At 70.0% G+C, this 22427-nt stretch carries 19 protein-coding genes and 1 pseudogene; 6 read left to right on the forward strand and 14 right to left on the reverse strand.

What is annotated here, in order from left to right; genetic code table 11:
- Window positions 1–222 precede the first annotated feature (222 nt).
- Window positions 223–1572, reverse strand: a complete 1350-nt coding sequence (locus tag VQ03_RS09335; protein ID WP_048450609.1) for an NAD(P)H-dependent oxidoreductase — start codon at window positions 1570–1572, stop codon at window positions 223–225.
- Between the two features lie 133 nt (window positions 1573–1705).
- Here VQ03_RS09335 and VQ03_RS09340 point away from each other — a divergent pair, with 133 nt between their 5' ends.
- Window positions 1706–2161, forward strand: a complete 456-nt coding sequence (locus VQ03_RS09340) for a bleomycin resistance protein (protein ID WP_048450610.1) — start codon at window positions 1706–1708, stop codon at window positions 2159–2161.
- Between the two features lie 6 nt (window positions 2162–2167).
- Here VQ03_RS09340 and VQ03_RS09345 read toward each other — a convergent pair whose 3' ends face one another.
- The 5 genes and pseudogenes from VQ03_RS09345 to VQ03_RS34290 all read right to left on the reverse strand — a co-directional run bounded on the left by VQ03_RS09345 (window position 2168) and on the right by VQ03_RS34290 (window position 7225).
- Complete coding sequence (locus VQ03_RS09345; protein WP_048450635.1) at window positions 2168–4081, reverse strand: potassium transporter Kup; 1914 nt, start codon at window positions 4079–4081, stop codon at window positions 2168–2170.
- Between the two features lie 572 nt (window positions 4082–4653).
- Window positions 4654–6000 carry a glycosyltransferase family 61 protein gene (locus VQ03_RS31720; protein ID WP_083467886.1) on the reverse strand — a complete coding sequence of 449 codons (1347 nt, stop codon included), beginning with the start codon at window positions 5998–6000 and terminating at the stop codon, window positions 4654–4656.
- Window positions 6001–6062: 62 nt separating this feature from the next.
- Window positions 6063–6449 (reverse strand): annotated as a pseudogene (locus tag VQ03_RS32910) (transposase); the annotation flags it as partial.
- A gap of 172 nt (window positions 6450–6621) precedes the next feature.
- Complete coding sequence (locus VQ03_RS32915; protein WP_157064041.1) at window positions 6622–6912, reverse strand: hypothetical protein; 291 nt, start codon at window positions 6910–6912, stop codon at window positions 6622–6624.
- A 151-nt stretch (window positions 6913–7063) separates the two neighbouring features.
- Window positions 7064–7225, reverse strand: a complete 162-nt coding sequence (locus tag VQ03_RS34290) for a hypothetical protein (RefSeq protein ID WP_157064042.1) — start codon at window positions 7223–7225, stop codon at window positions 7064–7066.
- A gap of 175 nt (window positions 7226–7400) precedes the next feature.
- On the opposite strand from VQ03_RS34290, the gene VQ03_RS09360 reads away from it, so the two are divergent.
- A complete protein-coding gene (locus VQ03_RS09360) occupies window positions 7401–8462 on the forward strand; it encodes an SDR family oxidoreductase (protein ID WP_048450611.1) in 1062 nt (353 codons plus the stop codon).
- A gap of 118 nt (window positions 8463–8580) precedes the next feature.
- Window positions 8581–10962, forward strand: coding sequence for a methyl-accepting chemotaxis protein (locus tag VQ03_RS30940; protein ID WP_053078475.1), 2382 nt, complete (start codon window positions 8581–8583; stop codon window positions 10960–10962).
- Window positions 10963–11024: 62 nt separating this feature from the next.
- On the opposite strand, the gene VQ03_RS32925 is transcribed toward VQ03_RS30940, so the two are convergent.
- The 3 genes from VQ03_RS32925 to VQ03_RS09375 form a co-directional block, all read right to left on the reverse strand.
- The gene (locus tag VQ03_RS32925; protein ID WP_157064043.1) at window positions 11025–11243 is read right to left on the reverse strand and encodes a hypothetical protein; all 219 of its coding nucleotides are present in this window, start codon (window positions 11241–11243) and stop codon (window positions 11025–11027) included.
- Between the two features lie 103 nt (window positions 11244–11346).
- Window positions 11347–12126: a 2-keto-4-pentenoate hydratase gene (locus VQ03_RS09370; protein WP_048450612.1), complete on the reverse strand. Its 780-nt coding sequence runs from the start codon at window positions 12124–12126 to the stop codon at window positions 11347–11349.
- A complete protein-coding gene (locus VQ03_RS09375; RefSeq protein WP_048450613.1) occupies window positions 12123–12941 on the reverse strand; it encodes an SDR family NAD(P)-dependent oxidoreductase in 819 nt (272 codons plus the stop codon). Before VQ03_RS09375 ends, VQ03_RS09370 begins: the two co-directional genes overlap by 4 nt.
- Before the next feature lie 160 nt (window positions 12942–13101).
- Between VQ03_RS09375 and VQ03_RS09380 the strand changes: the two genes are divergently transcribed.
- On the forward strand, window positions 13102–13773 hold the full coding sequence (locus tag VQ03_RS09380) for an RraA family protein (protein ID WP_048450614.1): 672 nt from the start codon (window positions 13102–13104) through the stop codon (window positions 13771–13773).
- Here VQ03_RS09380 and VQ03_RS09385 read toward each other — a convergent pair.
- Both VQ03_RS09385 and VQ03_RS09390 read right to left on the reverse strand, forming a co-directional pair.
- Window positions 13770–14417: a flavin reductase family protein gene (locus tag VQ03_RS09385; RefSeq protein ID WP_048450615.1), complete on the reverse strand. Its 648-nt coding sequence runs from the start codon at window positions 14415–14417 to the stop codon at window positions 13770–13772. The genes VQ03_RS09380 and VQ03_RS09385 overlap by 4 nt on opposite strands.
- A 4-nt stretch (window positions 14418–14421) precedes the next feature.
- Window positions 14422–15372, reverse strand: coding sequence for an acetamidase/formamidase family protein (locus VQ03_RS09390; RefSeq protein WP_048450616.1), 951 nt, complete (start codon window positions 15370–15372; stop codon window positions 14422–14424).
- 111 nt (window positions 15373–15483) lie between these two features.
- Here VQ03_RS09390 and VQ03_RS09395 point away from each other — a divergent pair, with 111 nt between their 5' ends.
- Window positions 15484–16365: a beta-keto acid cleavage family enzyme gene (locus VQ03_RS09395; protein WP_048450617.1), complete on the forward strand. Its 882-nt coding sequence runs from the start codon at window positions 15484–15486 to the stop codon at window positions 16363–16365.
- 45 nt (window positions 16366–16410) lie between these two features.
- Here VQ03_RS09395 and VQ03_RS09400 read toward each other — a convergent pair whose 3' ends face one another.
- The 3 genes from VQ03_RS09400 to VQ03_RS09410 form a co-directional block, all read right to left on the reverse strand.
- The gene (locus VQ03_RS09400) at window positions 16411–19245 is read right to left on the reverse strand and encodes an ATP-binding protein (protein WP_053078476.1); all 2835 of its coding nucleotides are present in this window, start codon (window positions 19243–19245) and stop codon (window positions 16411–16413) included.
- A gap of 255 nt (window positions 19246–19500) precedes the next feature.
- The gene (locus tag VQ03_RS09405) at window positions 19501–19914 is read right to left on the reverse strand and encodes a DUF3830 family protein (RefSeq protein ID WP_048450618.1); all 414 of its coding nucleotides are present in this window, start codon (window positions 19912–19914) and stop codon (window positions 19501–19503) included.
- A gap of 65 nt (window positions 19915–19979) precedes the next feature.
- Window positions 19980–21242, reverse strand: a complete 1263-nt coding sequence (locus tag VQ03_RS09410) for an allantoate amidohydrolase (RefSeq protein WP_048450619.1) — start codon at window positions 21240–21242, stop codon at window positions 19980–19982.
- Window positions 21243–21526: 284 nt separating this feature from the next.
- Here VQ03_RS09410 and VQ03_RS09415 point away from each other — a divergent pair, with 284 nt between their 5' ends.
- A complete protein-coding gene (locus VQ03_RS09415) occupies window positions 21527–22414 on the forward strand; it encodes a LysR family transcriptional regulator (protein WP_048450620.1) in 888 nt (295 codons plus the stop codon).
- Window positions 22415–22427: the final 13 nt, after the last annotated feature.

The raw sequence follows: 22427 nt of genomic DNA on the forward strand, positions 1-22427 counted from the left end.
GCCCTGAACCCTCCCCCCTCTGCGGGGGAGGGTGCCCCGCGGATGCGGGGCGGGAGAGGGGAACCACGCTTCCGGAGAGGTCGTGACCGCGGTGACGGGTGCCCCCCCTGGATCAGCGTCGCTCTGCCCCTCTCCCGGCCTGCTTCGCAGGCCACCCTCCCCCGCAGAGAGGGGAGGGTTCACGCGCGCCATGCATACGGAGTGCGGAAGTCGAGAGACGGCCTACCCCGCCTCCCCCCGAAACACCTCCTCCATCTCCCGCCGGAACCGGATCGCCGGATCGTCGGCCGCGAACGACACGTCGTCCCAGCTTACCGGCCGCCCGGCGGCGACGGGCCGGGTGAGGGTGAGGCCGTGGGCGAGCCCGATCGGCAGGCCGCCGGCGTGAAGGGAGTCCCGCGCCGGCATCAGCCGGCCGTAGACCGTATAGCCCCCCTCCCCGTCCAGGCGCTCGCCGGCCTTCAGGTCGCGCTTGGCCGTCGCCACCACGTCGCCGGAGAAGCCCCGCGTCGCACCGGTGGGCTCGCCCCGCACCGCGATGCTGGCGACCGAGAGGCCGAGCTCGAGCCCGATCAGGTGATAGGGCTTGTACATCGCGCTGTAGTGCCCGCTCGGATCGGTCTTCAGGCCGTACTCCGAAAAACACTTGCGGACGTAGTCGGAGGGCGCCTCGAAGGTGGCGTAGACGCCCCAGCGCAGGTCGCGGAAGACCGGGCGGCCGTCGCGCTCCAGGGACGAGACCACCTCGACCGTGCCGTCCACCGGCAGGATGCCGCCGGCGGCTTCCGGGCGCAGCAGGGTCGGCAGGTCGTCGACGCCGCAAGCCGGGAAGGCGAGGCCGGCGGGCGGGGGCGTCAGGTCGCAGGCATTGGCCACCGCCGCCATCTCCAGCGCCGACTTGGTGCCGTCGAGGAAGGAGTTGAACATCTGCGGGTTGAAGTCGCCGCCGGCGACCTGCTCCTCGGAGAAGCCGTAATGGCCCCAGACCGTGTCGGGGGTCGAGGCGTGGTAGACCGGCAGGTACTTCGTGCCCTTGCCGGCGCAGACCACGCGGAAGCCCGCCGTGCGGGCCCAGTCGACGATCTCGGCGATCAGCGCCGGCTGGTCGCCATAGGCGAAGGAATAGACGATGCCCGCCTCCGCCGCCCGGCGGGCGATGAGGGGGCCGGCCAGGGCATCGGCCTCGACATTGACCATCACGATGTGGCGGCGATGCCGGCAGCAGGCCAGCGCGTGGCGGATGCCGGCGCCCGGATGTCCGGTCGCCTCGACGATCACCTCGATCCCGTCCGCGGCGATCAGCCCTTCCGCGTCGTCGGTGAGGAAGGTCGTGCCGTTGCGCATCGCCTCGGCGGCGCTCTTCGCCGCGTATCGCTCCGCCGGCCAGCCGACCCGGGCCAGCGCCGCCCGCGCCCGCTGCGGGTCGAGATCGGCGATGCCGACGACATGCAGCCCCGGCGTGCGCGGCGCCTGCGACAGGAACATCGAGCCGAACTTGCCGGCCCCGATCACCCCGATCCGCACCGGATTGCCGGCCGCCGCCCGCGCGGCGAGCTTGTGGTACAGGCTCATGTCTCCTCCCCGGGGCGGCACCGCCGCCCTGCCGTTGCTTCGGCGCTCACTCGGGCACCGTTGCGGAAAGCGTCACGGATCGGCAGCCTGAGGTCAACCGGCGCGGATGGCCGGGTGGGGCTGAGGAACAAGCATGACGGTCACGTTCGCGCGGCTGACGCCGGAACTCCTGATCACCGACCTCGCGCGCAGCCTGCACTTCTGGGTCGACCTGATCGGCTTCCGTATCGCCTTCGACCGGCCGGAGGACGGCTTCGCCTATCTCGACCTCGACGGCGCGCAAGTGATGCTGGAGAGGCGCGATCCCGCCTCCCGGCAATGGGAGACCGGCCCGCTGGAGCCGCCGCTGGGGCGCGGCATCAATTTCGAGATCGGGGTCCCGGCGGTCGAGCCGATCCTGGCCCGGCTGGAGGCGGCGGGCTGGCCGCTCTTCCTGGCGGTCGAGGACCAATGGTACCGCGCCGGCGAGGTCGAGGTCGGGCAGCGCCAGTTCCTGGTGCAGGATCCGGACGGCTACCTGCTGCGCCCTGCGGCGAGCCTGGGAGAGCGGCCGGTGAGGATGCGTGGAGGTGAACCGGGGTCCCCTTGAGGATCCTCAGATCTCGATCTCGGTCCCCACCTCCACCACCTGCCGGGTCGGCACGCAGAAGAAGGCGCCGGTGCGTTCGCCGTTGCGCATCAGGAAGGCGAACAGGGCCTCGCGCCAGACGGCCATGCCGCGGTGGTCGCGCTTCGGGATGATGGTCTCGTGGCCGATGAAGACCGTGACATCCTCGATGAAATCGGCCGGCAGGCCGCGATGGGCCACCGCGCAGGCCAGGCCCTCCGGGATCGAGGCGTCCTCCATGAAGCCGTAGCGGAGCGTCACGCGGTAGAGGTCGGGGGCGAGCCGGATCACCTCGGCGCGCTCGGTCGCCGGCACCATCGGCTTCTCCTCGTAGAGCGCGGTGACGATGCTGCAGCGGGCCGGCAGGGCGTGGCTGCGCTCCAGGAGCCGGGTCATGTGGAGCGGGATGCCCTTGGTCGCGGAGGAGAGGAAGGCCGCCGCGCCCGGCAGGCGGATCGGCGGATCGGCGCGGAGAGCGGCCAGGAAGGCGCCCTCGTCCTGGCGGGCGCCGACCCGGTTGGCCTCGGTCAGCCGGGTGCCCTGGAGCCAGGTCAGCATCGTCACGGCGACGACGGCGGTGAGCACCAGGGGGTACCAGCCGCCCTCGAGCACCTTCACGCTGTTGGCGGCCAGGAACACGAGGTCGATCGCCAGGAAGAGGCCGTTGACCAGGAGGACCAGGAGCGGGTTGAAGCCCCAGCGCCGGGCGATGAGACCGCCGAGCAGCGTCGTGATCGCCATCAGCAGCGAGACCGCGATGCCGTAGGCGCCGGCCAGCGCATCCGAGGTCTCGAAGATCACGACGGCGCTCAGGGTGGCGGCGGCGAGCAGCCAGTTCACGACCGGCACGTAGATCTGGCCCTGCGCGTCGCGCGCCGTGTGGACGATGCGGATGAAGGGCAGGAAGCCGAGCTGCATCGCCTGCTGGGTCAGGGAGAACACGCCCGAGATGATCGCCTGCGAGGCGATGACGGTGGCGAGGGTGGCGAGCCCAATCAGCGGGTAATGCGCCCAGTCGGGGCTAAGCCGGTAGAACGGGTTGTCGATCGCGTCGGGCTCGGCGAGCAGCACGGCTCCTTGTCCGACATAGTTGATGACGAGGGCCGGCAGCACCAGGCCGAACCAGGCGAGGCGGATCGGCCGGGCGCCGAAATGGCCGAGATCGGCGTACATCGCCTCGCCGCCGGTCACCGCCAGGAAGGCGGCGCCGAGCATGGCGAAGCTGACCGCCCAGCCCGCATGGGTCAGGAATTCGATGGCCCTCAAGGGGTTGAGGGCCGCGAGGATCTGCGGTGACTGCAGGATGCCGCCGAGGCCCAGCAGCGCCAGGACGCAGAACCACGCCAGCATCACCGGCCCGAAGATCCGCCCGATGAAGGCCGCGCCCCGGCTCTGGATCAGGAACAGCCCGACCAGGATCACCAGGGTGATCGGCATCACCGCGGGGGCGAGGCCCGGTGCCTCGACCTTCAGGCCCTCGACGGCGCTCAGGACCGAGATCGCCGGGGTGATCGCCCCGTCGCCGTAGAGGAGCGCGGCGCCGACGAGGCCGACGACGAGGAGCAGGCCGGCCCAGCTGCGCGGTTCGGCGCTGCGGGCGCCGAGCAGCGCCAGCATCGCCACGATGCCGCCCTCGCCGTGATTGTCGGCGCGCAGGATCAGCACCGCGTATTTGAGCGACACCACGACGAGGAGCGCCCACAGGATCAGCGACACGGCACCGATCACCGCGGCGGGCTCGGCCTGGCCGTGGCCGGCCGCCCGCACCGCCTCCTTGAAGGCGTAGAGCGGGCTCGTGCCGATATCGCCGTAGACGACCCCGAGGGCGCCGAGGAGCAGAGCCGGCTTCAGCCGCCGCTCCGGCTCCCGCGCGACCGCCTTCGATGACGGATCCTCGTCCACCGTCGCGAGCTGACCCACGGGCGCCTCCGCCGGCACGCCCGGGCCTGTCCAGCCCCGCTGCCGCGTCTAGGAACGCGGATCCCCGCCTCCGGCTCCGTCCGGGTCGTGGCTTAGGCGAGGAAGCTATGCCACTCCATGGGGAGCGCCTTGCCAGCGCCGGGCTGGCCGGACGAGAGCCGCGAAATCAGCGATTGAGAGCTGCGCGAAGGACGGTTCGGATCATCGATTGATCAACAGCCGGCAAATGCTGATGGTGTTCCCTCAGCATTGAAGCCTTCGTCAGGTCGAGCGCGGATATCGGGTTCATCGATTCGACTGCGGCCAGAGCCTGGGCAGAACGGTCGGCTCCGCAGGCCCTTGAGACTACTTGGGCAATTTAAAACGCAAGCGGAAGCGGTGCTGACAGCAGGCACACCGGACGGGTGGAAGAAGAACCTCGAATAGCCGCCAGCCACGCGTCCAGATCCACAGCTTCAACTCGATCCTCGCCCATGGGCGCCCCCTCAGCCAGCAGGACAACGCACGAAGCCACTCTAAAATGCCCAGGTAGTGTTGAGCCTATTAAATTATCATCACAGACTGCGCCCAGGTATCAGAGTTGGTATCTGGGTACGCAGAAGTCTTAATAGGGCCCCCAGCTGCTCATCGGTAGTCGATTTCCTCGTCGATCTCGGGTCGAGAATGATGTCAACAATTGATTGCTTCACGCTTTCTTGTACTATTTCTTTGTCGGGAGTTTCAATCGCAAGACCGAAAAATTTGTTAATATCATTAATTATTTGACTCAAGTCCAAATAAGCTGAAGCATTTTGCCAAGCTGGTGTATTGCGGGTCGGCTCCCAATCTAGGGGAGTGACCGCCGACCCCTCTCCGGAAATGCCAACCTTACATCCCTTACGCGACAGCATGTTAACGAACAAATGTTCAACGCTCTGCCTGCTGCGGCGACAGATTATAAAAACCGAACTCTCTCTGACATCGCATAGTTCGAGGGTATGGATTGCGCTGCCTTCACTCAATATGATTGCGCTTGCGCTGTTAATTTTATTCATCATGTCAGAAATTGCAATTTCTTCTGGATATATAATTTCAAATCCAGCTTGATTTTTCAGTAATTTCTCAATCAGTCTTTCACCTAAATATGATCCAGAAAATGCATGCTTGGATCGTCTAATGTATATCTTGCCCGACCTCAACTCTCTATGCCTTTTTTCTGAAGACGTAGAGTCGTTTATTTTCTGAATGCAATCAATATACCGCCTGGATATTGGGCCAGCGCCGAGTACACTGCCTTGCTCAGGGACGAGCAATTTTTTAAACTTAATGTTTTTGTCTATGAAAATTATGTTGCTCTTATCGATACCAAACAGACTCAACGCCTGGATCATCCAAGGGTACAATTCATTGGCGAATCCGCGACCCAAAGGAAAAGGATGAAATGCAATAAAAGGCAGTCTTTTACTCTCGTTTTCAACAAATGCCCACAGTCTCGGTATCGACTCGGCGATAAAATGTCCAAAATGATTAAATAGCGGCCCTGCATACAAGCAATCATCATCTATAACAGTATAATCCAGTTCTTCGGTAGCAACATCGATCTTGGTTATGCTATATCCCCTGGCTGCGCGCCGATGCTCCATTGATGAGGCGTCTCCACCTACAACAGAAAATTGTTGCGAAACTTTTCCCGATCCCGATAGCAATGGCGTTACCAGGATATCTTCCAAAACATGTACAGACAATTTCCGGTCAATGAAACCATCAGACATAAATCGTAACTCCAAAGAAACGAACAACCTAGAAATGCCAAGCTGGCATGGGGGCGATAATAACCAGGTTCTGCGAGGCTTAGAAGGGCCCATATGATTTCTGTGAAGATCCGTCGTTCCTGCAACCAGCCGCTTGAGCGATTCAGCCATCCGCCGCAGGCGTCTCAGAGTTCGTTAGAAAAGATTTAATCCATAGTGATCGGCGCAAGAAGTCAGCCGATGGGCGCAAGCGTTGCGCCCGTCGAAACGTGACACAGTGTCTCGTAATATGTCTTGAGACGGAGCGAGATCTTCAGAACGCCGATTCTTTGAGTAACTCGCCATCGTTTTGGCAGATGAACAAATCCCTTCGACCCCTTTGGCCGAAGGACCACCTCAACGACGTGCTTCAATCCAGATTGAACGGCAGCGATGAACCGCGTCTTGTACCCACCATCGACGACGACGGTCTCCACCCACGGATAAAGACGTACCAGGCGCTTGACCAGCTTGAGGCCACCGTCCTGGTCCTGGACATGTGCTGGGGGCACCATCACGGCGAGCAAGCGTCCACCGCTGTTCACCACCGGGTGACGCTGGCGGCCCAAGACTTTCCTTGCCCGCATCATATTCAAGCGGCGAGCACATCATCCTCGCCGTCCTAATGAATAACAGCTGCGATGTCGAACATGTCGCGAGGCTGAAGACGAGTTTCGCGGGAATAAATCTACTTTTGCAGCAATCTCTGGCGCTGTTTCGAGACGATCGAGCCTGATGGAAATCTCATTTATATTACGCAGGCATCTCGGTCACAGGTCTGCAGCGGATGAAGTCGATCTCGCTCTTGCCGGCAAAAATCAGTTTCGCGACATGCGCGCCGTCGCTCTCATAACCGTCGGGTTGCCGATTCAAGCGATAGCCCTGGGTCGCCGGATGAAGAAAAGGCAGCAGCTGTGGATTATCCAGGAAGAGATCGATCTCATGGCTTTCGCAATGATCGATCTGGAGCATCAGGGCCATCTCGTTGCCGAAGGTCCAGTCAAAGGCGCAAGTTGCGGACTCGGCCTGCGCGATGATGTCCATCGCCAGATCGAACAACCACCATTGGCTGGATCGTACCACGCACGTGACATCAGCGAGCGAGAGGAAGCGAATACCCTGTCTTCAAGGCGAATTGGTCCGCGATCATCCGCACCTTACCTTGATCAAGCCTCGTAATACCGATAAAATTTTCCTATAGGCCTTCACGCCGCTCGGAAAAGAATGCGAAGACCGATCCATCATTCGCGGTAACGCTGGCGGGATCGACGATCCGCGCGGCGAGCTGCTGCGCGGCGAGGTTTGCCCCATAGGGCGCGTTCGCCATCGACAGCACTGTCATCGTCACATCGATCATGACGGCGTCTCAATCGGCAGAACACTTCTTTCTCGACATATGCCCCTTCTGCGACCCGAACAAAACGAGCGCATGGCAGTCCGAGGCAGGCGGCCGCACCGCGGCAAGGCCTGCGGGACCCTCCCGCCACTCAGACGTTGTCCCGGCAACCAAGCGCGAACAAAGGACCCGGGACATGACGGAAACCGTGCTGATCGTCGGGGCGAGCGGGATCGTCGGCAGCGCCGCGGCGGCGGTGATGGGGGAGGCCGGCTGGACGGTGCTGGGGCTCGCCCGCAACCCGCCGGCGCAATCCGGGGTCGTGCCGGTCGCCGCCGACCTGCAGGATGCGGAATCCCTCAAGGCCGCCCTCGCGCCGCACCGGCCGACCCGGGTGGTGCTCTCGACCTGGATGCGCCGGCCGACCGAGGCCGAGATGATCCGGATCAACGGGGCGATGGTGCGCAACCTCCTCGACGCCCTGCAACCGGCCGGCAGCGTGCGCCACGTCGCGCTGGTGACCGGGCTGAAGCACTATCTCGGGCCGTTCGAGGCCTATGGGAAGGGCGCCGTGCCCCAGACCCCGTTTCGCGAGGAGCAGGGGCGGCTGCCGATCGAGAACTTCTACTACGCGCAGGAGGACGAGGTCTTCGCGGCGGCGAAGCGCGACGGTTTCTCGTGGAGCGTGCATCGCCCGCACACCGTCATCGGCAAGGCGGTCGGCAACGCGATGAACATGGGCACCACCCTCGCGGTCTACGCCACGCTCTGCCGCGAGACCGGCCGGCCGTTCCGCTTCCCCGGTTCGGCGATGCAGTGGAACGGGCTCACCGACATGACCGATGCACGGCTGCTCGCCCGTCACCTGCTCTGGGCCTCCACCGCGCCCCAGGCGGAGAACCAGGATTTCAACGTGGTGAACGGCGATGTCTTCCGCTGGAGCTGGATGTGGGGCCGGCTCGCCGCCTGGTTCGGGATCGAGCCGGCGCCCTTCGACGGCACCGTGCGGCCGCTCGAGGAGCAGATGGCCGGCGACGCCCCGCTCTGGGCCGGGATCGCGGCGAGACACGGCCTCGCCGAGCCGGACCTGAACCGCCTCGCCTCGCCCTGGCACACCGATGCCGATCTCGGCCGGCCGATCGAGGTCGTCACCGACATGAGCAAGAGCCGCCGGTTCGGCTTCCTCGACTACCAGCCCACCGACGACGCCTTCATCGACCTGTTCGCGCGCCTGCGCGCCGACCGGCTGATCCCCTGACGGTCCCACTGGCGCTCACAAAGCACAGATCGACCGAGACAACCCCAGGTTTCCGAAATGCAGTAGGAATTGCTTCAGACCTCACCGTTATCCTCCATACGGTGAGGAGATAAAGAGAATGTCCATCAGGGCGCGCGTGTTCGGGGGGTTTGGTCTCATCCTCCTGCTGACGGTTGCAGTTGCGGCGATCGGGTGGCACAGCCTGACGGGCTTCGCCCGACGGGTCGATACGGCCAACGCGGCGCAGCTGCTGGCGGGGGAGATCGGCGATCTCGCCCTCGCCACCGACCGCGCCCTCAAGAGCGACGATGCGCGCCGGGACGAGGCGCTCAGGACGGCGATCGGGCGGGTGCGCGCCAGCGCCGGGGCCTTCTCGGGCCGCCTCGCGGACGACCCGCAGGCCGCCGCCGCCGCGGCCGGCATCGCCGGCGCCCTCGACGGGTTCGAGGCGGCCGTGAAGGCCTTCGGCACGCAGAGGGCCGAGAAGCAGAGTCTCCAGGACCGTCACGCCGCCCTCATCACCGAATTGCAGGCGACGGTGGCCGGCATCGGCACGGCGCAGGAGAAGCAGCTCGCCCAGGCCGCCAAGGACCTGGAGCGGGCGCTCGCCGACCAGAAGACCGCCACCAGCACCGGCGTCGTCGTGGCCTTCGCGATCCGTTCGGCGCTCGAGATGCAGGTGCTGCAGGTCGCCTCCCTCTCGGGCGAGAGCGACGAGGGCCGGATGGAGCTGGAATCGAAGGAGAATTCCGTCGCGGTGCTGATCCGGCGCCTCGGCGCCATGACCTCGACCGAGGCCGTCGAGCCGGCACAGGCCGCGCTCGAAGCCTACCGGGCCAAGCTCGACGAGCCGCTCGGGCCGGGCGGCAAGGCCGAGCGCCGGGACGAGCTCGCGCCCCTGTTCGGCAACCTGATCGTCGGCCTGCGCCAGATCGAGCAGGCGCAGAACAACGCCCAGACCGCCGCCCAGGTGACCCTGCGCCAGCAGCAGGACCGGGTCGCCTCGGGTACGAGCCTGCTCACCGCCAGCGGCAGGGCCATCACCGCCGCCAAGGAGGCGCAGATGCTGGAGCAGCGCCTGATCCTGGCCCGGGACGCCGAGGCCGCCCCGATCCTGGACGCGACCGCCGCCGAGCTGATCAACCAGGCCGAGACGATCCTGTACGGCGACATCGACGTCGGCACGCAGAACGTGCTGCGCGACCTGAACGCCAAGGTGCGCGAGTTCAAGGACAGCATCCCCGACATCGTGAGGGCCAACGCGGCGCAAGGGGCGATCTTTTCCGACCTCGACCGCCGCTCGGCCGAGCTGGTCTCGGCGGCGCAGGGCATCGGCGCGAGCGAGCTCTCCCAGCTCGCCGCCGAGCGCGACCGGGCGCTCTGGCTTCTCGCCGGCGGCGTCGGCCTCGCCTGCGCCATCGGGGCGGCCCTCGCCCTCCTGATCGGGCGCGGCATCACCCGGCCGATCGACCAGCTCTCGGGCGCCATGCGGGCGCTCGCCGGCGGCAACCTCGCCACCCAGGTGCCGGCGCAAGGCCGCCGCGACGAGATCGGCGCCATGGCGGGCACCGTGCGGGTGTTCCGCGAGGCTTTGCTCGCCAAGGATGCGGCCGACCGGGCCACCGCGGCGGAAGCCGCCGCCAAGGCCGAGCGGGCCGCGCGCCTCGATGCCGTGACCCGTTCCTTCGAGGCCAACGTGGTGGCGATGACCGAGACGCTGGGCGAGGCCGCCGCCGGCATGGAGGCGACCGCCCGGACGATGACCCAGGCCGCCGAGACCACCAACGGCCGCTCGACCGAGGTGGCGGGCGCCGCCGAGCAGACGCTCGCCAACGTCCAGATGGTGGCGGCGGCGAGCGAGGAGCTCTCGGTCTCGATCGGCGGGATCGCGGCCCAGGTCGCCCAGTCGTCGGAGATCGCCCGCGACGCGGTCGACCAGGCGCGCCGGACCGACGAGACGGTGCAGCGCCTGGTGAAGTCCGCCGACCAGATCGGCGACATCGTGAACCTGATCTCCTCGATCGCCGGCCAGACCAACCTGCTCGCGCTGAACGCCACGATCGAGGCGGCCCGGGCCGGCGAGGCGGGACGCGGCTTCGCCGTCGTCGCCGCCGAGGTGAAGGAACTGGCGAGCCAGACCAGCCGCGCCACCGCCGAGATCGCCCAGCAGATCGGCCACATCCAGGAGACCACCGGCGGCGTCGTGCAGGCGATCCGGGACATCTCGGGGGTGATCGAGCGGATGTCTGAGATCGCCGAGGGCGTCGCCGGCGCCGTCGACCAGCAGGGCGCGGCGACCCAGGAGATCGCCCGCAACGTCCAGCACGCGGCACAGGGCACACAAGCCGTGACGACCGGCATCGTGGCGGTGCAGCGCGAGGCCGGCAGCACGGGGGCCGCCGCGGCGGAGGTGCTCGGCGCGGCGGATCGGCTCGGGCGCTATGCCGGCGAACTGGAGCGCGAGGTGGCGGCGTTCCTGAACGGGGTGAAGGCGGCCTGAGGTAGGTCCGGGACGGGTGGAGTGAACAGGGGGGATGCGGGCAGGCCCGCATCCCCCCTTTCTCATTGCGAGGGCGTGCCGGGCTTCGTCCCGGTCCCGACGACCTGGCCGTCGGCCGCGCACGGATTGACCGGCCGGGCCGGATCGTCGGCGAGCATCAGATCACGCCGCGGGATCGGCGCCATGGGCCATGCTGCATCCGATCCCCGCATCGTCTCCGCGGCCCGGGCCGGACCGGCGCCGGGTACGGGGGCAGCGCGGAGGGCGAGACGCAGCAGCATGACGGCGGACTTTCGCGGGATGGTCGCATCCGTGTACCGCAAGGTCTGCCGGCAGATTCTCGACCCGGGGTTGCTCGCCGCCGCAACCCTCGCGCTTCGCCAGCTAAGCCTCGACCCGCACCGTCAGCTCGCCGAGGCCCCCCAGCTCCGCCCGCACCACGTCCCCCGGCTCGACCGGCAGCGGCACCGTGGTGGTGCCGGTGGTCACGACCTGCCCCTTGCGCAGGGTCAGCCCTTGGGCCGACAGGGCGTTGGCGAGCCAGGCGAGGGCGAGGCGCGGGTCGTCGAGGGCGTTGCCGCCGCGGCCCTGATGGGGCTCGCGGCCTTCCGCGGTGATCCGGGTCGGCATGGCGGCGAGGTCGATGCCCCGCCAGCCCTCGGGCGCCGGAGGGCCGAGGACGAAGAGGTGGGCGCAGGCATTGTCGGCGATCAGGGCCGCCTCCCCTGCCCTCTCGAAGGCCTCCAGGCGCGAATCCGGGAACTCGATCGCCGGATGGGCGTCGGCCACCGCCGCCATCACCTCCTCGACGGTGTAGGGCTCGGCGCGAGGCGGCAGGTCGGCCCCCATGCGGAACGCCACCTCGGGCTCGGCAACCCGCATCTGGTTGCCGGAGAGCGGCACCGGCGCGTCCGCCGCCAGCACCTGCTCGGCGAGGAGCCGGCCGGCGAGCGGCCCGTCGGCGCCGATATGGCGCTGGCCGGCGAGGCTCGTGGCGGCGATCTTCCAGCCGTAGAGCGGGGCGGCGCTGCGGGGTTCGAGCAGCGCCTGGATCCGGTAGGCCGCCCCGCGGTCGGCGGGCGCGAGGTCCGGCGGCAGGGCGGCCAGCAGGCGACCTTCGCGCCAGTGGCGCCAGATGAGGTCGGAGGCGGCTTGCAGGCTCATGCGATCCTCCCGGTCAGGCCGCCATCGACGGGCAGCGCCACGCCGGTGATGTAGGCCGCCTCGTCGGAGGCGAGGAAGAGCGCCGCGTTGGCGACGTCCCAGGCGGTGCCCATCCGGCCCATCGGGCAGGCGGCGTCGCGGGCGCGCACCATCTCGTCCGGGTCCTTGTACTGGCCGGAGATCTGCTGGTGGATCAGCGGCGTGTTCATCAGCCCGGGCATGATCGCGTTCACCCGGATGCCGTCCTTGGCGTATTGGAGCGCCAACCCCAAGGTGAAGTTGTTCACCGCGGCCTTGGCGGCGTAGTAGGCGGCATACGGGTAGCCGGTGTAGCGGATCGCCGCCGCCGACGAGATGTTGACGATGCTGCCCGCCCGCTGCGCCAGCATGTGCGGCAGCACGTGCTTGCAGGTGAGGAAGCAGGTGGTGAGGTTCAGGTCGAGGGTGCGGTGCCAGTCGGCCTCGCTCAGCTCCACGGGGCCGCCCATCTGCGCGTAGCCGACATTGTTGTGCAGCACGTCGATGCGCCCCTGCGCCGCCATCACCTCGGCGACCAGGGCGGCGACCGCGGCCGAATCGGTGGCGTCGCAGGCGGCCGCCGTGGCGGCGCCGTCCTCGCGCCGGATGATCTCGGCGGTCTCCTCCGCCGCCTCGCGCCGCAGGTCGACGCAGACCACCCGGGCGCCGTGGCGCGCGAAGGTCACCGCCGCGGCCTTGCCGTTGCCCCAGCCCGGTCCCGCCGAGCCGGCGCCGAACAGCAGCGCCACCTTGCCCTCGAGCCGCCGCGAGCCCGGGGCGCTCCCGCCCTCCGCCATGTCGTCCTCCCTTGGGGCCCCTTGGGGGGCCTGTCGTCCTCGCGCCGGTCGGCGCATCGGATTCTTGCTTGAGCGCGCCTGTCGGCGCCTGGCGGCACAGCCTATAGAGATCGGCGAGCGGCCGCAAAAGCTGAAGACGGCCCTTCGAGGAGGAGACGCCATGCCGACCCGCATCATCGCCGAGACCCCGCCCCGACTCTCCGCCGACCTCATCAAGCGGTTTTCCGCCGTGCCGGTGGCGGTGGTGGTCGATCTCCTGGAGGGCAAGACCCAGGTCGATCCGGCGATCCGGCCGCTGCGGCGCATCACCGGGGGCCCGACGCTGCTGGGTAGCGCCGTCACCGCCGTCTGCGACCCGAAGGATTACGGCGCCGTCCACCACGCCATCGCGGTGGCCGAGGCCGGCGACGTGGTGGTGATTGATGCCGGGGGGCGCAGCGACGTCGCGATGATCGGCGACCTGCTCTCGACCGCGGCGCGGCGCAAGGGCATCGTCGGCCTCGTCGCCGACGGCGCGGTGCGCGACACCGGCATCCTCGGCGGCTGGGACGACTTCGCGGTGTTCACCCGCCACGTCACGGCCCGCGGCCCGGCCTCGAAGGACGGCGGCACCGTCGACGCCCCGGCGACGATCGGCGGCGCGACGATCCATCCCCGCGACCTGATCCTCGGTGACGACGACGGCGTCGTGGTGATCCCGCGCGAGGCGGCGGAAGGCCTGATCGCCAAGGCCGAGGAGCGGGCCCGGGCCGAGATCGGCTGGGAGAAGCGGTTGTCGGCCGGGGAGACGACGCTCGCGGTGTTCGGGGTGCCGGACGCGGTCAGGGGCTAGGCCCCCCTCTCCTCTTCCCGGGACCCGCCTCGGGCCTCTTGTGGCGTGACCCGGGGCACCGCGAAGCGGTCGCCGGTGCGGGCGTAGAGGTCGCCGTAGAGCCGGCCCACCGGCAGGAAGGCGCCGTCGCGCAGGTGGCGCCCGTCCGGGGTGAACAGCGCGGGCTTGGCCTGGAGCGAGACCACCTGCCCGAGGACGATCCGGCGCTCGGGCGAGAGGTCGAGCACCGTATGGGTGCGGCAGCCGAGGCTCGCCGGCGCCTCGGCGATCCGCCCCGGCCGCACGCCGGTGCAGGGCAGGAGCGTCAGCCCCGCCGCCGGGATCTCGCTCTCGCCCGGCGGGAACTCGGCGGCGCAAATGGTCATCGCCGCGACCAAGCCCTCGTCCACGAGGTTGACCACGAACTCAGCCGTCTCGGCGATGTTGCGGGGCGTATCCTTCAGGCTGCCGTCGGTGCGCAGGTTGAAGCTCAAGGCGACGATCGGCGGCTCCTCGGCCAGGACCTGGAAGAAGCTGATCGGCGCCGCGTTGTCGATGCCGCTCGACGAGCGGGTGGTCACGAGGGCGATCGGCCGGGGCGTCACCAGCGCGGTGAGCAGGCGGTAGCGGTCGCGGGGCGGGAGGTCGTCGAAGCGGAGGTCCATGCGGTCACGGCGTCCCGGGAAGCGCGCTTTTCGGCAGGAGCATGTGCACGCCCTTGTTGCCGTCGACGGTCTGGGTGATGCGCAGGTTCCCGGCGAGCGAGCACAGCATGTAGGCCTGGTTGCGGGTGAGCCCGGTGCGGGCGCAGACGTGGCGGATCATCTCGCGCACGGCCTGGCGCATCGCCTCGTCCAGGCTCTCGTGCAGGCCGATCGCCATCAGGTCGGTCGGCGTCTCGGCGAAGGGCCAGTCATAGGCGAGGTCCTTGCGGACCGTCAGCCGGAACGTGCCGGTGAGCCCGGTCTCGAGCGCCGTGATGCAGACCTCGCCGTCGCCCTGCACGCCGTGGCCGTCGCCGGCATAGAACCCCGCCCCTTCCGTGAAGACCGGGAGATAGAGGGTGGTGCCGGGCTTGAGCTCCTTGTTGTCCATGTTGCCGCCGAAGCGGCGCGGCACCGGCGAGGTGACCCGGCCCCAGGCCGGCGGCGGCGCGGTGGCGAGGATGCCGAAGAACGGCTCGAGCGGCAGCTCGGTGCCCCAGGGCAGGATCGCGACGCCGCGCTCCGCATCGATGTCGGGATGGATGGTCTCGTAATCCTCGAACTCATCCGGCAGGGTGCCGAGCAGCGGCAGGATCGCGACGAAGCCCCAATCCATGCGGAACGTCAGGTCGAGGATGTCGACCTGCAGCACGTCGCCCGGCACCGCGCCGCGGACATGGACCGGCCCGGTGACGAAGTGCGGGCCGAGGCCGGGCGAGAGCGCGTCGAGGGCGGCGAGGTAGTCGGCCGGGTGGCGGGCGGGATCGGGATGGAGCGAGGCGCGCCCGCCGGCCGGATGGGAATGCAGCGTGACGGTGTCGCCGGAATCCACCGTCAGCACCGGCTTCAGGGCGGCGTCGAAGTAGCCCAGCACCATCGTGTCGGGCGTGGCGGGGATCTCGTGGTGCGTCGGCATGGGATCCTTCCGGGGCGCTGGGCCTTCACCCGCCTGCAAGAGCCGAGCCGACGGCAAGACAGCGGCGTGCGGCCGGCGCATGATGGCTCCCAGGATCGAGGGAGGCACGCCATGGCGGAGATCTGGATCGAGGCGGCCCTGAACGGGCCGTGGGGGCGCGAGCGCCAGCCCGGCATCCCGATCACCGTCGCCGAGGTGGTGGCCGACGGGCTCGCCGCCGCCGAGGCCGGGGCGGCGATCGTCCACGTCCACGCCTACGATCCCGGGACCGGGCGCCAGAACGACGACTGGGAGACCTATGCCCGCATCATCGAGGGCATCCGGGCGAAGGCCGACGCGATCGTCTACCCGACGATCCCGCTCGCCGGCTCGGACTACGCCGCGAGCGCGGCGCAGCGCTACGCCCATACGGAAGAGCTGGCCCGGCGCGGCCTGATCGAGTGGGCGGTGTGCGATCCGGGCTCGACCACCTTCCTGCGCTACGACGAGGCCTCGGCCGAGGAGAGCGGCTTCCTCTACCAGAACCCGATGGCCGATATCCGCGAGGGCCTGCGCATCGCCCGCACCCATCGGATCCGGCCCGGCTACGCCATCTACGAGCCCGGATTCACCCGGCTCGGCGCGGCGCTCGCCGCCCTGGAGCCGCGCCCGCCGGTGCCGGTCTACCGCTTCATGTTCTCGGACGAGTTCGCCTGGGGCTTCCCGCCGCGGCCGGGCTATCTCGACGCGCATCTGGCGCTGCTCTCCGAATGCGCGCCGGGCGCCCCCTGGATGGTGGCGGGCCTCGGGGTCGACATCCTGCCGCTGGTGCCGGCGGCGGTCTCCCGCGGCGGGCATGTCCGGGTCGGGCTGGAGGATGCGCCGTGGGGGAGCGAGAGGGGCAACCGGGCCTGGGTGGAGGCGGCGCGGCGGGCGATCGAGGCGTCGGGCGGGACGGTGGCAGGGGTGGAAGCGGTGCGGCGGGAGTTAGCTTTGCGGGACGGGGCGGGCTGACGCCCCGCGCCTTCCCTCACCCTTTGTCAGTGCCGCGATGGGCTCTCACGCCGCCCGCAACGTCTCGATCTGCTCCAGCGCCGCCGCCCGGGCCGCCTCGATCCGGCATTGCAGATCCGGCAGGTCGGCGCCCGACAGGCAGGCCTCCTCGATCTCGCGGCAGAGGTCGGACAGGCCGGTGAAGCCGAGGAGGCCGGCGGCCGAGATCAGCGCGTGGGCGTCGCGGGCGAGGCCGGCGCGGTCGCCGCTGCGGGCACGGAAGCGCTGTTCCAGCTCCGCCGCCAGCATCCCGAGCAGGCCGTCGATCCGCTCCGGGCCCATCAGGGTGCGGGCCGCCGCGAAGGCCTCGAAATCGATCAGCGCGGGGAGCGGCACCGGCCCGCCGGCATCGGCGCGGTGGCGCGCGATGGCGGCGGCGAGCTCGGCGCGCTTGAACGGCTTGCCGATATGGCCGTCCATCCCGGCGGCCCGGAAGGTCTCGAGCTGGGCCGGCAGCACGTTGGCGGTCATCGCGACGATCGGCACCGTGCCGGTGGGAGGAGGCAGGTCCCGGATCGTCCGGGTGGCGGTGATCCCGTCCACGCCGGGCATCTGCACGTCCATCAGCACGAGGTCGTAAGCCCGCGCCCGCACCGCCTCGATCGCCGCCGCCCCGTCGCCGGCGACGTCGACGCTGTGGCCTTCCGCCTCCAGCACCGCCCGGGCGAGGTCCTGGTTGATCGGCACGTCCTCGACGAGAAGGAGGCGGGCCGGGCGCACCGGGGCGGGCCGCCCCTCCGCGGCCTCCGCCGCCGGCGCCGGGCAGGCCGGCAGCGTCACCCGGAACCAGAAGCAGGAGCCGGCACCCGGCCGGCTCTCGACGCCGATCGTGCCGCCCATCAGCTCGACCAGTCCCTTGCAGATCGCGAGGCCTAGCCCGCTGCCGCCGTATTGCCGCCGGATCGAGCCGTCCACCTGGCTGAAGCGCTGGAACAGGCGGCCATGCTGCTCGGGCGCGATGCCGATGCCGGTATCGGTCACCGAGAAGCGCAGCGTCTCGCCCTCGGCCTCGACCCGCAGCGCGACCCGGCCCGCGGGGGTGAACTTGACCGCGTTGTTGAGGAGGTTGAGCAGGATCTGGCGCAGGCGGTCGGGGTCGCCCCGGACCCAGTCCGGCACCGTGGGATCGAGGGCGACGTCGAGGGCGAGGCCCTTGGGCTCGGACAGGCCGCGCACGATCGAGGCGGCGTTGTCGACCAGGGCGGCCGGCGCGAACGGGACCTCGGCCAGCGCGATGCCGCCGGCCTCGATGCGCGAGAAGTCGAGGATGTCGTCGACGACGGTGAGGAGCGCCCCGCCCGCCGCGGCGATCCGGTCGAGGTAGCGCCGGTGGCGGCCCGGCAGGGTGCGGTCGGCGAGCAGCAGGTCGGCGTAGCCGATGACGCCGTTGAGCGGCGTGCGGATCTCGTGGCTCATCGAGGCCAGGAAGTCGGTCTTGGCCTGGCTCGCCCGTTCGGCGGCGATCCGCGCCTCCTCGAGCGCCCGGGCGTGGCGCTGGCGCTCGCCGACGTCGCGGAAGGTCGCGATGATCGCGGGCTCCCCCGGGGCGGCGCCCGGGATGCGCCGGAACGCGCCCTCGACCCAGACCCACCCCCCGGTCCGGTGGCGGGCGCGGCAGACCACGCTGACCTGCGTCTCCCCGGCGGCGAGACGGCGGGCCTGGGTCACCAGCAGGGCCAGGTCCTCGCGGTGGACGCAGTCGCGCAGGCGCATCGCGACGGCCTCCTCGGGCGTGTAGCCGAGCAGGCGCCGCACCGCCGGCGAGACGTAGCTGCGCCGGCCGTCGTCGTGGGCGAGCACGATCAGCTCGCTGGTGTTCTCGGCCAGCAGCCGGTAACGCGCCTCGCCGGCCGAGAGCATGCCGGCGGCGCGCCGGGCCTCCTCCTCGAGGTCGCGGTGGCGGATCAGCGCCCGGGTCAGCCCGAAGCCGAGGCCGACGAGCACGGTGCTGATCCCGAGTACCACCGCGGCATCCTGCCGCACGCCCTCGCGCCAGGCCGCCAGGGTCTCGTCCTTCGAGACGCCGGTGGTGACGAGGAGCGGCGCGCCGGCGACGCGCTGGAAGCTGCCGTAGCGCGGCACGCCGTCGATCGGCGAGGCGTTGCCGCCGAAGGTGCCGCCCGACGCGCTGGCGGCGGCGCGCATCAGGGCGCCGCCGGCGACGCTGCGGCCGACCTTGTCCGGCACGTAGGGGTGGCGCACCAGGATCACGCCGTCGCTGCGCAGGAGCCCGATGGCGCCGTTGGGCCCGAGGTCGAGCCGGCCGTAGAGCCGCTGCAGCTCGGTGAGCGACAGGTCCGCCACCGCCACGAGCGGCGTCTCGCCCGGGCGCGGCACCACCAGGCGGGCGACGCTGACGAACCAGGAATCGGCCGGCCCGACCCGGGTCGGCCAGCCGATCGTGAGCTCGGACTGGCCCACCGCCTGGGCGGCGCGGACGAGGTCGGCGTCGGCGGGACGGCCCTCGCTGCCCGCTCCGCCCTGGCCGAACAGCACGCCGGCGGTGCTGCCGTCGAGCACCCGCACGGCCATCACCGCCGGGATGTGGCCCATCAGGCCGGAGAGGAGCTGGCGGGTGTAGTGCGGGCTCGCCCCGAGGGTGTGCGCGTCGACCCGGGCGCCGGCGGCGCTGAGCAGCATGTCGACCGAGGAGACGAGGCGGTTGGCCTCCTGGCCCAGCGCCTGCGCCACCGCCTCGGCGGTGCTCTGGGCGTCGCGGATCGTGCGCTCGTAGTCGCGGCTGTCGTTCCAGACCGTGACCGTGGCGAGGCCGAGGCAGGTCGTCAGCACGCCCGCCCAGACACCGCCGACGAGACTGCGGTAGGACCGTTTCAGGTTCATTGCTCACACGCCCCGCGTCCCGTCCGGGCGCCGCGGACGGCAGCCCGGGCGGGCCGTCCGACAGGCGTAGGCGGCAGGCCGGCCCGCCGCAAGGGAATCTTGTGAGACCAAACCCCGCGGCGGCGAGGGGCCGGGCGGTTATGTCATCACGCTGATGCATCGACACGTCGGCGCATCCGCGCCTGGCGCCTGGGCGCAAACCCGTTCGGGCTTGGCCAGCGCCTTCGAACGCGTCCGTTCGAAGGCGCGGCGGTGTTACATCGCCTCGAAACGGATCGGCTGGGCGCCCTTGAGCAGCGTCATGCGGCCGAGGTCGTAGACGTGCTCGATGCCGGTCGTGATGGTCAGGAAGTGGTTGCCGGCCAGCTGGCCGACCTTGCTGGCGAAGTGCACGCCGCCATAGGCGAGCAGGATCTCGGTCTCGCTGATGCCGCCCGGATAGAGGATCATCTGGCCCGGGGCCGGGTAGCTGGTGTGGTTCTCGTAGCCGACGCCGAAATCGAGGTCGCCGAGGGGCATCCACACGCCCTCGCCGCTCCAGCGCACGTGGATGACCTCGCTCACGAACGGCAGCGCCTTGAGGAAGGCCGCGCAGGTCTGGGGCGCCTTCTCGAGCTCGAGCCGGCCGACGAGGTCGAACGGGCCGGCCTTGATCTTCAGTTCCTTCACGGGGTCTCTCCTGGTTGAGGATCGGGAAGCGGGCCCGGACCGCAAGCGAAGGCCGGGCCAAGGGGTCACGGCCGACAAGTTTCCGGCCGGAGATGGCGCAGCACGTCGACGAGCAGGCGCGTCGCCGCGTCGATATCGGCCTCGGTCACGGATTCGGCCGGGGAGTGACTGAGCCCGCCGGCGCAGCGCACGAAGATCATGCCGATCGGGCACAGGCCGGCCAGCGCCAGGCCGTCATGGCCGGCCCCGCTCGGCAGGCGCAAGGGGGTGAGGCCGAGGCGGCGGATGCCGCCCTCGACCGCGTCCATCAGCCCGGGCGCGCAGGCCGCCGCCGGCTCGTCGTAGCTCCCCTGCGCGCTCAACCCGACGCCGCGGCGGGCGGCGATCGCGTCGAAGGCGGCGCGCAGGCGCGCGAGGGCGGCGCGGCGCACGGCGTCGCTCGGGCTGCGCAGGTCGAGGCTGAACCGGGTCAGCGCCGGGATGACGTTGACGGCGCCCCGCGGTACCTCGATCTGGCCCACCGTGGCGACGAGGTCGGGGGTCGCCTTCGCCTCGGCCTCGATCGCCAGCACCATCTCGGCCGCCGCCGCCAGGGCGTCGTGGCGCAGGGCCATCGGCACCGTGCCGGCATGGCCCGCCCGGCCCTCGACGGTGACGACGAGGCGGCTCGCCCCCGCGATGGCGGTGACGATGCCGACCGGCAGGTCCGCCTCCTCCAGGACCGGGCCCTGCTCGATATGGACCTCGAGGTAGCCCAGCACCGTGGCCGGGTCGCGGGCGAGGCCCGGCACGCCGTCGGGGTCGCAGCCGAAATCCCGCAGGGCCTGGGCCAGGCTCACCCCGTCGCGGTCGCGGGCTTCCTGGAAGTCGGGCCGGACCAGCCCGGCGAGCGCCCGCGAGCCCGTGAGGGTGACGGGAAAGCGGACCCCCTCCTCGTCGCCGAAGGCCAGCACCTCGACCGCGAAGGGCAGGCGCTCGCCCAGCCGGTGCAGCACCTGCACGGCGGCGATCGCCGTCACCACCCCGAGATTGCCGTCGTAGTGGCCGGCATTCCGCACGGTGTCGATGTGCGAACCGAGGAACAGGGTCGGGGCGCCGGGCGTCGCGGCCTCGTAGCGGCCGACGACGGTGGCGGCGGCGTCGAGCCGGACCTCCATGCCGGCCTCCTCCATCCAGGCGGCCACCTGCCGGGTGGCCTGCGCATGGGCGGGGGTCAGGTAGAGGCGGGTGAGCCCGTCGGGATCGGCGCTGATGCGCGCCAGCGCGGCGAGGCGCGCCATCACGGCGGCGCCGAGGCTCGTAACGGTGGGCGGCCGGTCGTGCTGCATGGCGGTCGGGTCCGATTCGGTGGCTTTGGGGTATGGCCCGGACGGAAGGCTGTCCAGCCGCCGATCCGTCCTCGACGGGGGCCGGGACGGCGCCGGTCGAGGCCGGGACCCCGCCGTCGCGCACGCGGCGCGCCCACTCGCGGTCGATGCCACGCGATGGCTCAACGACAGCGCCCGGACGACGCCGACGAACCGGCCTCACTCCTGGGGCTTGCCAAGCTGGACGTCCAATATTCCGTTGCGTATGGTCCAGTCGTCTTTCGTCTGGATCCGGCCGGCTCGTCGTGGAACTGCGCCACCTGCGTTATTTCGTGGCGGTGGCGGAATCCCTGAGCTTCACCGGAGCGGCGGAGCGCCTGGGCGTCTCGCAGCCGCCGCTGAGCCAGCAGATCCGCGACCTGGAGGCGGAGCTGGGCACGCCGCTCCTCTGGCGCACCAGCCGCAGCGTCGCCCTCACCCCCGCCGGCACCGCCTTCCTCACCCGGGCGCGGCGCCTCCTGGCGGAGGTGGAGGAGGCCTGCGCCGAGGCCCGGGCGGTCGGGGCCGGGCGCAGCGGCACCCTCGATATCGGGCTCACCGGCTCGATCCTGGCCGGCCCCCTCGGGCGGCTGATCCGCCGCTTCGGCGAGCGCTACCCCGCGGTGCTGGTGCGCCTGCACGAGATGCCGCCGGGCGAGCAGCAGGCGGCGTTGCACGCCCACCGCACCGACCTCTGTTTCCTGCGCCGGCCGCCGGACGATCCGTCCTTGCGGGTGGTGCGGGCCTGGCCCGAGCCGGTCGGCGTCGCCCTGCCGGCGGAGCACCGCCTGGCGGGTCGCGCCGCGATCGCCTTGAGCGACCTCCGCGACGAGCCCTTCGTCTCGCTGCGCCTGCGCGATTCCCGCTTCGCCACCCATCTCCGGGATGCCTGCCTGTCCGCCGGCTTCGTGCCGCAGATCGTGCAGCAGGTGGTCGAATCGGCCTCGCTCGTGAACTTGGTGGCGGCGGGGCTCGGCGTCGCCCTGGTGCCGGATTCGATCGGCGCCCTGCCGCGGCCGGATGTCGCCTACCGCCCCCTCGCCGGCCCGGCCCCGGCCGCCGATGTCTGCGCCCTCTACCGGGCACCGGCCAGCGCCGTGACGGAGAATTTCCTGGGCCTGATGCGCGACGAACTCGGCCGTACCGCCGCGTAGGGTTTCTGAAATC

Source organism: Methylobacterium tarhaniae, assembly GCF_001043955.1.
GTDB classification, from domain to species: domain Bacteria; phylum Pseudomonadota; class Alphaproteobacteria; order Rhizobiales; family Beijerinckiaceae; genus Methylobacterium; species Methylobacterium tarhaniae.

What these genes read in the sequence shown, in the direction of transcription:
- VQ03_RS09335 (WP_048450609.1), bottom strand. Translation starts at nt 1,572, where the DNA reads ATGAGCCTGTACCACAAGCTCGCCGCGCGGGCGGCGGCCGGCAATCCG.
- VQ03_RS09340 (WP_048450610.1), top strand. Translation starts at nt 1,706, where the DNA reads ATGACGGTCACGTTCGCGCGGCTGACGCCGGAACTCCTGATCACCGAC.
- VQ03_RS31720 (WP_083467886.1), bottom strand. Translation starts at nt 6,000, where the DNA reads ATGGCTGAATCGCTCAAGCGGCTGGTTGCAGGAACGACGGATCTTCAC.
- VQ03_RS32915 (WP_157064041.1), bottom strand. Translation starts at nt 6,912, where the DNA reads ATGGACATCATCGCGCAGGCCGAGTCCGCAACTTGCGCCTTTGACTGG.
- VQ03_RS34290 (WP_157064042.1), bottom strand. Translation starts at nt 7,225, where the DNA reads ATGATCGATGTGACGATGACAGTGCTGTCGATGGCGAACGCGCCCTAT.
- VQ03_RS09360 (WP_048450611.1), top strand. Translation starts at nt 7,401, where the DNA reads ATGACGGAAACCGTGCTGATCGTCGGGGCGAGCGGGATCGTCGGCAGC.
- VQ03_RS30940 (WP_053078475.1), top strand. Translation starts at nt 8,581, where the DNA reads ATGTCCATCAGGGCGCGCGTGTTCGGGGGGTTTGGTCTCATCCTCCTG.
- VQ03_RS32925 (WP_157064043.1), bottom strand. Translation starts at nt 11,243, where the DNA reads ATGCTGCTGCGTCTCGCCCTCCGCGCTGCCCCCGTACCCGGCGCCGGT.
- VQ03_RS09370 (WP_048450612.1), bottom strand. Translation starts at nt 12,126, where the DNA reads ATGAGCCTGCAAGCCGCCTCCGACCTCATCTGGCGCCACTGGCGCGAA.
- VQ03_RS09375 (WP_048450613.1), bottom strand. Translation starts at nt 12,941, where the DNA reads ATGGCGGAGGGCGGGAGCGCCCCGGGCTCGCGGCGGCTCGAGGGCAAG.
- VQ03_RS09380 (WP_048450614.1), top strand. Translation starts at nt 13,102, where the DNA reads ATGCCGACCCGCATCATCGCCGAGACCCCGCCCCGACTCTCCGCCGAC.
- VQ03_RS09385 (WP_048450615.1), bottom strand. Translation starts at nt 14,417, where the DNA reads ATGGACCTCCGCTTCGACGACCTCCCGCCCCGCGACCGCTACCGCCTG.
- VQ03_RS09390 (WP_048450616.1), bottom strand. Translation starts at nt 15,372, where the DNA reads ATGCCGACGCACCACGAGATCCCCGCCACGCCCGACACGATGGTGCTG.
- VQ03_RS09395 (WP_048450617.1), top strand. Translation starts at nt 15,484, where the DNA reads ATGGCGGAGATCTGGATCGAGGCGGCCCTGAACGGGCCGTGGGGGCGC.
- VQ03_RS09400 (WP_053078476.1), bottom strand. Translation starts at nt 19,245, where the DNA reads ATGAACCTGAAACGGTCCTACCGCAGTCTCGTCGGCGGTGTCTGGGCG.
- VQ03_RS09410 (WP_048450619.1), bottom strand. Translation starts at nt 21,242, where the DNA reads ATGCAGCACGACCGGCCGCCCACCGTTACGAGCCTCGGCGCCGCCGTG.